Origin of the sequence: Pseudomonas sputi, assembly GCF_021603585.1 — a bacterium.
Taxonomy (GTDB): domain Bacteria; phylum Pseudomonadota; class Gammaproteobacteria; order Pseudomonadales; family Pseudomonadaceae; genus Aquipseudomonas; species Aquipseudomonas sputi.
The window spans coordinates 239948-252418 of sequence record NZ_BQHI01000004.1 but is presented as its reverse complement, the minus strand read 5'-3'; the positions used below and the strand labels follow the sequence as shown (position 1 = coordinate 252418).

Sequence of the window (12471 nt, the reverse complement as noted above, 5' to 3'; positions counted from 1 at the left end):
ACGTCCAATATTGGAATAGCATCAAAAAAACAACAAGGAATACCGCCATGTCTCAACGTCTGGATGTTTCATTTGCGTCCGCGAATGCGCGTTGCGCGGCGTGGCTGTATTTGCCCGACGCCGTGTCGGCGCCGCCGGTGATCGTTATGGCGCACGGCCTGGGCGGCGTTCGGGAGATGCGCCTGGATGCCTTCGCGCAACGATTCTGCGAAGCGGGCTATGCCTGCCTGGTCTTCGACTACCGCAACTTCGGCGCAAGCGAAGGCGAGCATCGGCAATTGCTCGACATCCCGAGCCAGCAGCAGGACTGGCGATCAGCGGTCGCCTATGCTCGTAGCCACCCGGCGTTGAATCCGCAAAAAGTCATCCTGTGGGGGTCGTCTTTCAGCGGTGGGCATGTGTTGCATACCGCAGCGGCTGACAACGCCATTGCAGCCGTCATCGCGCAGTGCCCGTTCACCGACGGCCTTGCTTCGCTGAGGCAGGTGGACATCCTGACCTCCTTAAAACTGACCGCCTTAGGCATTGCGGACATGGCAAGCGCGGCTTTTGGGCTGGCACCGGTGCGCGTGAAAATTGCTGGCCCCAAGGGCTCCGCTGCACTGATGACGGCACCCGATGCCGAGCCCGGATACCTCAAACTGGTTCCAACTGATTACCCCTTCAAGAATTACGTGTCCGCGCGCTTTGCCTTGAAGATTGGTTTCTACCGACCGGGCAAGAAAGCCTCGACCCTTCGCTGCCCCATCTTGTTCTGCGTGTGCGATGCCGACAGCGTCGCGCCCGCCACGCCGACGCTCCGTTATGCAACAAAAGCCAGGGATGCCGAGATTCATCGATATCAAGCTGGGCATTTCGGCATTTATGTGGGAGACGCCTTCGAGCAAGTGGTTGAGCAGCAAATCTCATTTCTGAAGCGGCGCGTCTGACGTCGCTTTCACTCGCCTGCCCCTGAACCTTCATCGCCGCATTCAAAGAAAGGTATGACCATGAACCCTAAACCCAGCGTATTCGTGACAGGTGCCGCCAAGGGCATCGGCGCACAAACCGCTTTGATGTTCGCCAAGCATGGCTACCGAGTAGGCGCGACGGATGCCAATGAACATGACCTGCAAGCATTGAAGGCACTACTTGGCCCCGGGCATTTCTATCGCCGGCTGGACGTCACTCAGGCCGACGATTTTGCCGCCGTACTCCACGATTTTGCGACTGAAAATAAGGGTGTCATTGATGTGTTGGTCAATAACGCTGGGATCGCCTTTATCGATGACTTCGAAAAAGTGCCACTCGCAAAACACCTCGCCGTCACCGAAGTCAACGTCAAAGGCGTGCAAATAGGCGCCTATCACGCGCTGCCCTACCTGAAGAAAAGCTCGCGTCCCTGCTTGATCAATATGTGCTCGCTCAGCTCGGAATACGGCGTGCCCAGCGAAGCCTCCTATTCAGCGAGCAAGTTTTGGGTAAAAGGCTTCACCGAAGCGATCAATATTGAATGGGAACGGCATGGAATTTATGTCTGCGACATCATGCCCAATTTCGTCGCAACACCGATGATGCAAGAAGCCCATGGAAAAATCGTCGACTCAATTGGCATTCGGCTCACCGCCGAGGATGTCAGCCAGACGCTATGGCGAGCGGTGCAGAATCGGCGACGTGTGCATTGGGAAGTCGACACCTGGCGCCCTCGCCTGCTGCGCGCGATGAATAAGCTGCTGCCTACCACCGTGCGCCGAGCTGCGATGAAACACCTGAGCGGGTATTGATTCCGGCCGATTGTCGTACATGCGCCGATGCCTGGCTTATTTGCGACGACACAAAACTCGTTTAACTGGAAATGGAATGACCTCACCGAGTTGGTCAACTGTGGAAATAGCTAGCACGGATAGCTAGTTTTTATTTAAAAATAATCGGTGAGAGACCTTCCATGGGGAATGGAGGTTCGCCGTAAATGAGTGTTTATGTTTTCAATCCGAATACGAAAACCTTCTATCGCCCTATAGATGCAGCATTGCGCTGGTGCAATCTCACTCGCTACGAAGCCAAAATTTTCCAGGCAGATTGGTCTCGTCCCGATAACCTTGCAATCCTATTCCCCCAATGGCCCAATCTTCAAATCGCTTTCGAAAGGATATTAGACGCCATGCGCAATGGTGAACTGCCGTATGGATGCCTCGGCATTTCTGTTCCTTTGGGAAGCTATGTAGAGCCCTATCAGTTGACCATCCGCCATTCAGACTTACGCCGCTGGATGGAGACTCATTACCCCGACCACAAACCTAGCTTTTTATTCGAGGCCGGTGAGAACGCACCTGCAAAGGTCAGTCTCGGAACTTTTCTATCATTGAAAGCAGATCGAGATGAGTTATCGAGAGCGTTCAAAGCGCAACAGCAGCGCATTCAAGAAATCTTGGGAGAACTCCAGTCGATTGGACTTGAGAGAGATGATCTCAAAGCCTTGGCCAAAACGAATGGTCAACTCAGTGAGCGCGGCGAACTGACCTATCACAACATCATTGGGGCATTGGTCAGCCTTCTCTTGGACCATTCGCCCGCCGGAAAACCTCTTTCGGTTTTCACGAATCAAGCAGCCATCGTTGATGCCATTGTCGCCCGTCATCAGGATGTGCCCGGCCTGAGCAAGCGTACGCTGGACGAAAAATTTGCCGTGGCCAATCGTAGCCTCAAAAAAAATACCTGATCGAACCAATTGCGTTGCAATAGGGTTGATTGCAATGCAATGACTCATCCGCCGTGGTGCGATTCAATCCATGTCACTTCCCAACACGCGCCAATAGGCGCCAGGAGTGACTAGCATGTCCAGCCAATCTGAACCCGTCGTTGAAACATCTCCACTTCCGCGCCACATCATGCGACGTAATGAAGTTGAGCTAAAAACTGGCTTCAAACGTGCCCACATTTACAACCTGATGAAGGAAGGCAAGTTTCCGAAGGCCAAGCGCATAGGGCTGCGCGCAGTTGGCTGGGACTCACTGGAAATCGAGCGTTGGATTGCAGAACGCCTTTCGCGACAGGAGTGAGGGTGATGCACGTAGTCTCGGTGGTTTCCACCAAGGGTGGGGTAGGCAAAACCACAGTAGCGGTCAATCTCGGTGGTCTGTTGGCTGATGCTGGCCTGCGTGTTCTGCTCTTGGATCTGGATAGCCAACCAACCCTGTCCAGTTATTATTCATTGAGCCAGAAAGCGCAGGCAGGTGCGTACGAGCTCATTGCATTCAATTTAACAATACCTGAGCGAATAATTTCTAGGACTGCAGTCGTCGGTCTCGACCTGATTTTCTCCAACGACGATCAAGGTCGACTGAGCACGTTGTTGCTGCATGCACCTGATGGGCGACTACGCCTGCACAACTTGCTCAACGATTTGCATCTCAATTATGACTTGCTTTTGATTGATACTCAGGGAGCACGCAGTGTACTGCTGGAAATGGCCATCCTGGCCTCCAATCTCGTCCTCTCTCCCATCACGCCGGAAATGCTCGCTGCCCGCGAAATGCGTCGGGGCACCTTGAAGCTACTGAGTGAGCTCGAACCGTTTCGCCATCTAGGTATCGACCCGCCGCCCTTACGGCTCTTACTGAACCAAGTGAACCTCAATCGACTGGACACCCAGATGATCATCCGGAGCCTGCGCGAGACTTTCGCAGAGGCTACCAATATCTCGGTTCTAGACACCGTAATCCCTGACCGAGTGGCGTATCTCAATGCCGCCTCCCTCGGCTTACCGGTCCACCGAGTAGATGCACGCCCGTCGAGTAAACGCCGACGCTCGCAGTCAGCGCTAGAAATCATGCAAGCGCTGGCCATCGAATTATTCCCGGAATGGCGCGAAGCGATCTCATCGGTAACGAGGTGTGCGGAGCTTCGATAAAACAAATCGCCCAATCAGCTTTTTCACCAATTTCTTGTTTGATCGACCTTGAAGCCATCAGGCTTGGTAAGGAGTTTCTAATGTCGGATCAGTTTCCTATCGTTGTTCAGCCTTTCATTCGGCCAAACGACGCGGCTTGCGAGGAATACTGCACTGTGGTTTTTCGTTTGCGAGGGGGGCGCTCGGCCATGGTGTGGTTCCTCGCAGAACTCTCCCAACATTTCGAAGGTTCAGGAACTGCCGAGATCGTTAAGTTCGAGGTCGGTGACCATTTGCGTAAACAGCGTTAAACGAGGCTATTCAAATGAAGAAGCTCAGCCAGGAGGAGATCACCGACAAACTTCACCAGGACCATTTTCCTCGGGGGCCAGAATTGGAGCGACTGTCGGATCCAGTCATCGACACCCCCATGCTAGTCACGTTGGAGCAGCTGCGGCCCTACGAACACAACCCACGCTTCATCCGCAATCCGCTTTATGACGATATAAAAGCCTCGATCCGTGAGCGCGGGCTGGATCAACCACCGCCGATTACCCGCCGCCCGGGTGAAACCTATTTCATCATCCGCAACGGCGGTAATACGCGATTGGCGATTCTCGGCGAGCTGTGGCAGGAAACCCGCGACGAGCGCTTCTTTCGGATTCATTGCCTGTTCCGGCCGTGGAGCAATGAAATCACCACTCTGCTCGGCCATCTGGCCGAAAGCGATCTGCACGGCCAGCTCACCTTCATCGAACGTGCTCTGGCGATAGCCAAACTCAAGACCATGCTCGAACCAAATGGAGCAACACTCTCGCAACGCGAGCTGGCACGACGTCTTGCCGCTGGGGGCTACCCCATTTCACAGTCGCACATCAGCCGGATGCTGGACACCCTTGAATATTTATTGCCCGCCATTCCACAAACCCTGTATGCCGGGTTGGGGAAACCAAAAATTGAACGCCTAATTGGTCTGCGTAGCCAGGCTGAAAGAACCTGGAATCGTTATCCAACCGACGCCACCGCTTTTCCCGAGTTTTGGCTCGACACCTTAGGACAATTTGATGCCGACCCAGAGTCCTTCGACATTGAGCAAATCCAGGATGAGTTGCTCGAACGCATGAGTCGCTTACTCGGACAGTCCTACCGCATGTTGGCCCTGGAGCTGGGCGATACCCAACGGGTTATCGGGACGCCCGGCGTTGTCGTCACGCCCCCGGAGAACAACCCTCTGCCGAGCGTCGGTGAGCCCGCAGCCGAGCCTCCCCCCTCCGAGCCGCACTCCAAATCAGCTGAAACCAGGACGCAGACCGAAACAGAGCGAGAGGAGCAGCTCACGCTGCCCGAACCGGATGTGGTATCAGCCGTTAGCCCTCCGTCACGTGTCCAGCAGATCCGCGAACAGGTTGATCGCGCCACTGCCTCCGAACCAGCACAGACCGTCGCAACCTGCCCGATCGAAGACATCTGGATCATCGCACCAACACTTGATACCCCCGAACAGCTGCGTTTAGCCATTGCCGGCCTGACTAGGGAAATGGCGGCCTATGCCGGACATCCCGAGAGCATCATCGACCAAGAGCACGGCCTGGGTTTCGCCCTCAGCATCGAGCAGCTTGATCTTGCAGCCCCTCGTGCGGCCGGCGTCCACCTGTTGCTCTTGGCCCTGCTGCGTGCCCAAGACGAAGTGAGCTGGGCGGATCGCAAGCAATTGCCCTCAGCCCTGTTCGGGCAACTGCTATTGGGGGTTTATCACCTCCCGCTGGCAGATCGTCCAGCCGTGGACGTAGGACTGGAGCGACTGCCCGACTATCTGTTAATCAAACTGTATCGCCTCATTCGCTTAGCCCGGCGCCTGATCGACTTAACGCTTACCCATGAAGACGATTCACCAAGGGAGCTGCCATGAACCTGTCCTTCAATGTGCTCAACCAGGCCATGCTGACCCAGGTCCTTCACGAGTTGCGCCTGGGTAATCTGCAACGCTGCAAAGCACTCGGACTGGGTGAAGAGGACATCTACCTGTTGCAATCATTACCGCCGACCACACTGTCACGCCTGGCCCATGCCACCGTTCCCTGGGTTGAGGTCAAGATTGATTCGCCTGTATTGCATCGGTTGATCGACCAGGCCGAACGTGACGAACAGAACGAGCGCCTGATCAACCGAGCGCTCAAGCTCGGTGCCAGCAGTACCATCATGTATCAGTACTTCGGCTTGGCGCATTCGGAAACCGCCCTGCGCCGACGTCTGCTCAAGATAGAAACCCGTAAGGGCCGCCCCCAGAACTTGAGCGAAGCGCAGGAACATGCGCTTTGGCAGCGTTGGTGCCAACTACACGCTGAGGACGGTGCTGAGGATCAGCTCGACGCCATGATGATGTTGGCAGAAGAGCAACAGATCAGCTTGACCATCGTTTGGCAGCAGATCGAACATTACAGCAACGGAACATGAACACTACCCCCTCCAGTCGCTGGCAGCGTGTTCTGCAGCAATGCACCCAACAACTACGTGAACGTTGGCCCGCACGCCCCACTACTAAACATCCTTCCAACCAGACCCTGCAGGCGGGCTTTTTGTTCAGTGGCCAATCACACGAAGTCGTGCCGCGTCGACTGCTGCTGGATAGTCGGCTAACGCCATTGGAACGGAATGCCTGGCAAGTATTTCGACTCATGCTGCAAGGCCAGAGCGTGATTACTCCGCGCTATGAAGATCTGCAGCCTTACTTGTCGAGCGTGCCCTACGGTGCGTCAGCCTCCCGTGAAACCATCGCTCGCGTCTTGACGATGCTCAGGCTGACTCGCTGGCTCAGTTTGGTGAGTCGTGGCCGCGATCAGCTCAGCGGGCGCCTACAAGGTTCTCTGTACGTCCTGCACGATGAACCGTTAACGCCCGCCGAAGCCATGGAGCTGGATCAGGATTATCTGGAGTTGGTCGGACATGCCCTCTCTCACGCGACCAAGGCTGTGCGAATTGTCGCTCGGCATGTTTTGGAAGAAATTCGTCAGGACACCGATATCGATTTGGGTCGGCTCCCCACCCGGCTCGACAGTTGGGGCGACCATTGGACAAAACAAGGATTGGATAGGGCGCCCGATGAAGCGCTGCACGATTCCGAACTGGGTGGCGACCACCTCGTTCGGAATCGTGCGGGACCCGGTTCGGATTCCGAACCGGGTCCGAGCGCCAATGTTTCCGGCAGCGTTCGGAATCCGAACTCCGCCTGTACTGTATTAAAAGAAGGTATTAGTACGGTACCGCGCGCGACCCCAGCGGTGGATAACCTGCGCTGGCCCGATCTGCTGCAATTGAGTCCAAGCGAACGTCAGGCGGTCACCGTGGCGCTGGGCAAGCTTAAACCAGCGGATCGACAGGCGGTGCTCAACGAAGCGGGGGCGCGATGTGCGGCCGGCGGTATCCGCAAACCCGCGGCGTATCTGATGGGCCTGATCCAGCGGGCGCTGAAAGGCGATTTCCACCCTTGGGCAGGTCAGGCTGAATCGTTACCCATTACAGAACCGCCACCCGCTCCCCCGCGCCAACTTAGGAAAAAGGGCGAACCCGCCTCTGCCCTCGCCCAAGCGTGCCTGGACGAACTGCGCCAGCTGCGTAGCAAACGCCCTGGACGTCAGTAGATTTGATGCCACTGGCATCACTGTCGAGCGTCTCGAAAATCAACCGTCTCGAACCAAATCGAACAGACAGCATTCAGCTTTTCAGCTGTCCTTGACCTTCGTCTGTCGCAACGTTCCCGTCCAAGCCTATGCGAGGACGACACCGTGGCCGATCACTATCAGCTCAACCTGGGCTCATTGCGCAGCAGCATCACCCTGACACTGCATACCCACCACGCCGCCCGAATCTGGCAAGGTCGAACCGCACGCGAAGGCGTCCACTCGATTATGGGTATGGCCGGCTACATCAGCGTCACCAACCTGATCAAACAGGCCGCAGCGCAGGACGACCCCTATGCCGATTGGGCGATCGTGCAGCTCGAAGAAAAATTGATGCAGGCCAAGGATGGGATGCTGGAACTGACCCAGCAGTTGGACCGGATCAGACAAGAGCTGCCGTCGCAGATCGACATGGGCGACAACCTCAACATCCATCCCGTCACCTTACCGTTGTACATCGGCAGCCAACTGGGCTTCCTCGCCGTTTACCTGCTGACCGACTACGACACTTTGGTGCGACATACGCTGTTGGCTCATCACACCGCCTTGATCGGTCGTAGGGACATGGAAGCTTGGATCGACGACGGTGCTCATCTGCTGCGCAGCTTGTTTGGCCAGGCGCAGCGTTATCGGCATGCCGGCGTCACGCGTGATGACATGGCGGCGAACAACGCCTGTGCCATTGCAGCCATCGAGAAAATGGGTTTGCCTCCGATGGACATCCTTGAGGGGCATCGCCGCTCCCAGTTCGCGCCGCCAATCATTCGTCGTGGTGTGGTAGCAGTGGATGACGCTGATGCGTTGGCAGAGCACGCAGGAGATCTATCTGCGTCAGTGGATGAGCCGGAGGACGAAGTATGAAGCCCCTGATCCCGACTCAACCAATCCCCTTCGAAGCACTGACACCAGATGCCTATCGGCAACTAGAACACGCAGCCTCCCTAAAAGGCCTTTTAAAACCTTTTAAGGGTAAGGGGGAGTTGGAACACCTGGCGCAGGTGGCGAGGGAAATCGAGGCGCAGTTATGTCACCTGATGGAGGCTGTGGTGCAGCAAGCCGGACAGCCCCCATATTCACTGCTAGATATTCGATTGGTGCTGCAGAACACCAACGCGGGCAGCACTTTTTTGCGTTGGCGCACCCGTGACTTCGCCCGCATGGGGGTTGCGGTCTGGGAACGCCAGGTGAGCAACAAAGTCCTGCCGCTGGCCGTACACGAGGGATTGCACCGTTTCGAATGCAACCGCATTGCACTGAACCTACAAATGAGCGTGGTGCATTCGCTGTACCGCCAGGCCTCGGCCTGCGCGGTCAAAATGGCCAGCGCCGAACGGCTGCTGCGCCAGTTCATATCAGCAGTGGAGATATCACAATGAGTACTTTTTTCGTCGGCGAAGGCAATATCGGCAGTGCGCCAGAGTTCCAGGAATTTCCGTCAGGTAATGACGAGCCACGGCGTTTGCTACGGCTGAATGTGTACTTCGACAACCCCGTGCCACGCGATGGCAGCTATGAAGATCGAGGCGGTTATTGGGCGCCGGTTGAGCTCTGGCACCGCGAGGCTGAACACTGGAGCACGCTGTACCAGAAAGGTATGCGTGTGTTGGTCGAAGGCCGCACCGTGCGCGATGAGTGGGAGGATAGCGAAGACAATGCGCGGGTGACCTTCAAGATCGAGGCCCGTCGAGTCGGCATCCTGCCTCACCGGGTGCACGGCGTGGTCATGCGGGAACGCACCAGTGAACCAACGGCCTCTCAAAATACAGAGCCGTCCGGTTCACCTGCGTCGAAACCCAAGAAACGCAGAGGACAACCACCTACAGACTGACGGACATCAGGCATAAAAATTGCGCCTTTGCGCGAAGTTGCTGGTCTGTTATTACTCGCTGCTCGTGAAGGCCGACCCCGTCCTCCACGCTACAACGGGGTACCAGCCTCGGCCCATCCCGCCCTCACCGACTAATATGAGGAGCCTGCCATTCAGGTTTCTCATATCTCGCAACTGCTATTTCCAACAACGCTGCTCCGAACTCAATCCGGAGTAATTCTATGCGCCTCTTCCTCTGCGAGAAACCTTCCCAAGGTCGTGACATCGCCAAGGTTCTAGGAGCCAGCCGGCGCAGCGATGGCTGCCTGATCGGCACAGAGACAACCGTCACATGGTGTATCGGCCACCTGCTGGAGACAGCCCCACCTGAAGCCTATGGCGATCAGTACAAATACTGGTCGTTGGATCATCTACCGATCATTCCCGAGCAGTGGAGGGTTGAGGTCAAACCCAAGACTGCCGCACAGTTCAAAATCATCAAACACCTGCTCAGCGAAGCTACCACTGTCGTCATCGCAACCGACGCCGATCGCGAAGGTGAAATGATTGCCCGCGAATTGCTGGAGCTCTGTACGTATCGAGGCCCCGTTCAGCGCCTCTGGTTGTCGGCACTCAATGAGGCGTCGATTCGCAAGGCATTGTCCTCGCTGAAGTCCGGCCAGGAGACCTTCCCGCTGTATCACTCAGCCCTCGCCCGCAGCCGCGCCGATTGGTTGATCGGCATGAACCTCAGTCGCTTGTTTACCCTCCTCGGACGGCGGGCGGGCTACGAGGGCGTATTGTCGGTTGGACGCGTCCAGACACCCACTTTACGTCTGGTGGTCGATCGGGATCGAGCGATTGCCAGCTTCGTCTCGGTACCCTACTGGGACGTGGATGTGCACCTGCCCTCAATGGGGCAATCATTCATCGCGTCGTGGCAACCACCAAACTCAGGACGAGATGAGGCCGGTCGTTGCCTGCAACAGGCGCTTGCCAGTCAGACCGCCCAAGCGATTTCTAGCAGCAAGACCGCCACCGTACTCTCGCTGCAGACTGAGCATTTGCGCGAAGCGCCACCCCTGCCCTTCGACCTGAGCACACTGCAAGAAGCCTGCTCACGCAAGCTGGGACTCGGCGCTCAGGAAACCCTGAACATCGCCCAAGCCCTATATGAAACCCACAAAGCCACCAGCTATCCGCGCAGCGATTGCCGCTACTTGCCAGAGAATATGTTCAACGAAGTACCCACGGTATTCGATGCCCTGCTCAATACGGATCCCGCGCTGCAGCCCGCATTGGGAAGACTCGATCGATCACTGCACTCCCGCGTGTGGAACGATGCCAAGGTCACCGCGCACCACGGCATTATTCCCACCACCGAACCGGCAAACCTTGTGCGGATGTCCGAACAAGAACGCCATGTCTACGAACTGATTCGTAGCCACGACCTCGCGCAATTTCTTCCGCATCACGAGTTTGATCGAACCCAGGTCGAACTGGAGTGTGGCGAAGAACGATTGACCGCTGTTGGTAAACAGATCCTGGTCCAGGGCTGGAAAGGCTTGCTCTACGAAAACACCGAGGACGATGAGCCCAGTCACAAGTCCCAAGTGTTGCCCGTCTTGCAACAGGATACTCAGTGCGCAGTGGACGAGGTCAAACTCAAATCCATGCGCACTGCCGCTCCCAAACCACTCACCGAGGGCGATCTGATCAAGGCCATGAAAAATGTGGCCAAGCTGGTCAACGACCCTCGCCTGAAACAGAAACTTCGGGACACCACCGGTATCGGTACCGAAGCCACACGAGCCGGCATCATCAAGGGGCTGATTGATCGTGGTTATTTGCTGAAGAAAAAACGTGCCCTAATGGCCTCCGCAGCGGCCCATACCCTGATCGAAGCGGTACCAGCAGCGGTCGCGGATCCGAGTATGACCGCGATCTGGGAGCAGGCTCTGGACAAAATCGAAGCGGGACGTCTGACCCTTGATGCGTTCGTCGCTAAGCAGGCGGATTGGATTGCACAGTTGGTCGCACGCTGCGGCTCACTTATTTTAGCCATGCCTATTGAAGCCAGTCCGGCCTGCCCCATTTGCAACGCCTCAATGCTCAGGCGAAAGGGGAAATCAGGTCCGTTCTGGTCATGCTCCCAATACCCAGACTGCAAGGGCACGGTGTCGATCAGTAAAGATACGCGTCGCCCATGACGCGCCATTGGAGATCGACAGGAGTATTACTGATCAGTGCATCATCAGCGGCGGCTGATCCCTCTCTAAGTCGCTTAGCGGTTGTCCGATTTCACGGGCCAAGGCGATGCCTGTCGAAATCCATATCTGCCCCAGTTCGTTGAACGCTTTCAGGTGAGCAGGATCTTCGTCGAGCCAATGGACAAGATTGTCGAAGTGCTCAGGGTTATCAGGGCAATCATGAATCTTGATGAACAGCTCCAGTGTTCGATCCCAGATCAGATCCATGACGTTCTCGCTCTTCTCTTCCATGCTCAACCATTCCTCAGCTTGGCCCTATCAGACCGTTCATTCTCACTGACCACCTCGGACTCTGATTCCTGGAGGAATAGAAGCCACGTCGCATTACACAGCGATTTCAGCCAAAATAACAACCCTAAAAGTCGATACTCAACCGTTAAGGATGTTCATGTCAATGGGTCTTTGCTCAACCATTCGGGTTGAACTGGAGAACTCATCACTTGGCACATAAACATCCAACCCAAGCCCAAATCGGGCGCATGATCGCGAAACACCGCACCGAGCGTAATCTGACCCAGGAAGAGGTGGCTGAACGCATGGGGATCGGCAGTGAAGCCATATCGCGCCTGGAGCGGGGTGTGGTGGAGCTTTCCGTGGTCAAGCTGATGCAGTTAGCGGATATTTTCGACTGCAGGGTGGATGAACTGCTGACGGAGTCGAGCAATCGTCCCAACGACCAGGGCCAGATGATCGCGGGTCTGCTGAGTGGTCTGAAAGAAAGTGACCGCGCCTTTATCCTGGCTACCGTCGAACGATTGGCTACTCATCTCGCCAACAAATGAGCTCATTCGCTCGCATTCGATATAGGGGCTTTTGAGGGGACGCTCTCTGCCTTGACGTCATCCCACC

Annotated in this window: 15 protein-coding genes; 14 read left to right on the top strand and 1 reads right to left on the bottom strand. The window is 56.1% G+C overall.

Translation table 11 applies throughout. The features are described 5' to 3' along the window. Positions 1-47 precede the first annotated feature (47 nt). The 13 genes from L6D81_RS08030 (at position 48) to L6D81_RS07975 (ending at position 11562) form a co-directional block, all read left to right on the top strand. Positions 48-929: an alpha/beta hydrolase gene (locus L6D81_RS08030; RefSeq protein WP_350404753.1), complete on the top strand. Its 882-nt coding sequence runs from the start codon at positions 48-50 to the stop codon at positions 927-929. A 60-nt stretch (positions 930-989) separates the two neighbouring features. Further along, positions 990-1763, top strand: coding sequence for an SDR family oxidoreductase (locus tag L6D81_RS08025; RefSeq protein ID WP_236178619.1), 774 nt, complete (start codon positions 990-992; stop codon positions 1761-1763). A gap of 185 nt (positions 1764-1948) precedes the next feature. Further along, the gene (locus tag L6D81_RS08020) at positions 1949-2698 is read left to right on the top strand and encodes a hypothetical protein (protein WP_236178618.1); all 750 of its coding nucleotides are present in this window, start codon (positions 1949-1951) and stop codon (positions 2696-2698) included. A 115-nt stretch (positions 2699-2813) separates the two neighbouring features. Beyond that, positions 2814-3038, top strand: a complete 225-nt coding sequence (locus L6D81_RS08015) for an AlpA family phage regulatory protein (RefSeq protein WP_108538423.1) — start codon at positions 2814-2816, stop codon at positions 3036-3038. A gap of 5 nt (positions 3039-3043) precedes the next feature. After that, positions 3044-3889, top strand: a complete 846-nt coding sequence (locus L6D81_RS08010) for a ParA family protein (protein ID WP_236178617.1) — start codon at positions 3044-3046, stop codon at positions 3887-3889. A gap of 80 nt (positions 3890-3969) precedes the next feature. Continuing rightward, positions 3970-4179, top strand: a complete 210-nt coding sequence (locus L6D81_RS29580; RefSeq protein WP_309295818.1) for a hypothetical protein — start codon at positions 3970-3972, stop codon at positions 4177-4179. Between the two features lie 14 nt (positions 4180-4193). After that, a complete protein-coding gene (locus tag L6D81_RS08005; RefSeq protein ID WP_236178616.1) occupies positions 4194-5777 on the top strand; it encodes a ParB family protein in 1584 nt (527 codons plus the stop codon). Further along, a complete protein-coding gene (locus L6D81_RS08000; protein WP_236178615.1) occupies positions 5774-6322 on the top strand; it encodes a DUF2857 domain-containing protein in 549 nt (182 codons plus the stop codon). The genes L6D81_RS08005 and L6D81_RS08000 overlap by 4 nt, the downstream gene beginning before the upstream one ends. After that, entirely contained in the window at positions 6319-7506 is a 1188-nt protein-coding gene (locus L6D81_RS07995; protein WP_236178614.1) for an STY4528 family pathogenicity island replication protein, read from the top strand. Before L6D81_RS08000 ends, L6D81_RS07995 begins: the two co-directional genes overlap by 4 nt. Positions 7507-7650: 144 nt before the next feature. Further along, entirely contained in the window at positions 7651-8406 is a 756-nt protein-coding gene (locus L6D81_RS07990; protein ID WP_236178613.1) for a PFL_4669 family integrating conjugative element protein, read from the top strand. Then, positions 8403-8921: a DUF3158 family protein gene (locus L6D81_RS07985; RefSeq protein ID WP_236178612.1), complete on the top strand. Its 519-nt coding sequence runs from the start codon at positions 8403-8405 to the stop codon at positions 8919-8921. Before L6D81_RS07990 ends, L6D81_RS07985 begins: the two co-directional genes overlap by 4 nt. After that, on the top strand, positions 8918-9373 hold the full coding sequence (locus L6D81_RS07980; protein ID WP_236178611.1) for a single-stranded DNA-binding protein: 456 nt from the start codon (positions 8918-8920) through the stop codon (positions 9371-9373). Before L6D81_RS07985 ends, L6D81_RS07980 begins: the two co-directional genes overlap by 4 nt. Before the next feature lie 221 nt (positions 9374-9594). Next, entirely contained in the window at positions 9595-11562 is a 1968-nt protein-coding gene (locus L6D81_RS07975; RefSeq protein WP_236178610.1) for a DNA topoisomerase III, read from the top strand. Positions 11563-11595: 33 nt separating this feature from the next. Here the strand turns inward: L6D81_RS07975 and L6D81_RS07970 are convergent, their stop codons facing one another. Beyond that, positions 11596-11853 carry a hypothetical protein gene (locus L6D81_RS07970; RefSeq protein WP_236178609.1) on the bottom strand — a complete coding sequence of 86 codons (258 nt, stop codon included), beginning with the start codon at positions 11851-11853 and terminating at the stop codon, positions 11596-11598. A gap of 209 nt (positions 11854-12062) precedes the next feature. On the opposite strand from L6D81_RS07970, the gene L6D81_RS07965 reads away from it, so the two are divergent. Then, the gene (locus L6D81_RS07965; RefSeq protein ID WP_236178608.1) at positions 12063-12404 is read left to right on the top strand and encodes a helix-turn-helix domain-containing protein; all 342 of its coding nucleotides are present in this window, start codon (positions 12063-12065) and stop codon (positions 12402-12404) included. Positions 12405-12471 lie beyond the last annotated feature (67 nt).

What these genes read in the sequence shown, in the direction of transcription:
- L6D81_RS07980 (WP_236178611.1), top strand. Translation starts at nt 8,918, where the DNA reads ATGAGTACTTTTTTCGTCGGCGAAGGCAATATCGGCAGTGCGCCAGAG.
- L6D81_RS29580 (WP_309295818.1), top strand. Translation starts at nt 3,970, where the DNA reads ATGTCGGATCAGTTTCCTATCGTTGTTCAGCCTTTCATTCGGCCAAAC.
- L6D81_RS07995 (WP_236178614.1), top strand. Translation starts at nt 6,319, where the DNA reads ATGAACACTACCCCCTCCAGTCGCTGGCAGCGTGTTCTGCAGCAATGC.
- L6D81_RS07970 (WP_236178609.1), bottom strand. Translation starts at nt 11,853, where the DNA reads ATGGAAGAGAAGAGCGAGAACGTCATGGATCTGATCTGGGATCGAACA.
- L6D81_RS08010 (WP_236178617.1), top strand. Translation starts at nt 3,044, where the DNA reads ATGCACGTAGTCTCGGTGGTTTCCACCAAGGGTGGGGTAGGCAAAACC.
- L6D81_RS07975 (WP_236178610.1), top strand. Translation starts at nt 9,595, where the DNA reads ATGCGCCTCTTCCTCTGCGAGAAACCTTCCCAAGGTCGTGACATCGCC.
- L6D81_RS08020 (WP_236178618.1), top strand. Translation starts at nt 1,949, where the DNA reads ATGAGTGTTTATGTTTTCAATCCGAATACGAAAACCTTCTATCGCCCT.
- L6D81_RS08015 (WP_108538423.1), top strand. Translation starts at nt 2,814, where the DNA reads ATGTCCAGCCAATCTGAACCCGTCGTTGAAACATCTCCACTTCCGCGC.
- L6D81_RS08025 (WP_236178619.1), top strand. Translation starts at nt 990, where the DNA reads ATGAACCCTAAACCCAGCGTATTCGTGACAGGTGCCGCCAAGGGCATC.
- L6D81_RS08005 (WP_236178616.1), top strand. Translation starts at nt 4,194, where the DNA reads ATGAAGAAGCTCAGCCAGGAGGAGATCACCGACAAACTTCACCAGGAC.
- L6D81_RS07985 (WP_236178612.1), top strand. Translation starts at nt 8,403, where the DNA reads ATGAAGCCCCTGATCCCGACTCAACCAATCCCCTTCGAAGCACTGACA.
- L6D81_RS08000 (WP_236178615.1), top strand. Translation starts at nt 5,774, where the DNA reads ATGAACCTGTCCTTCAATGTGCTCAACCAGGCCATGCTGACCCAGGTC.
- L6D81_RS08030 (WP_350404753.1), top strand. Translation starts at nt 48, where the DNA reads ATGTCTCAACGTCTGGATGTTTCATTTGCGTCCGCGAATGCGCGTTGC.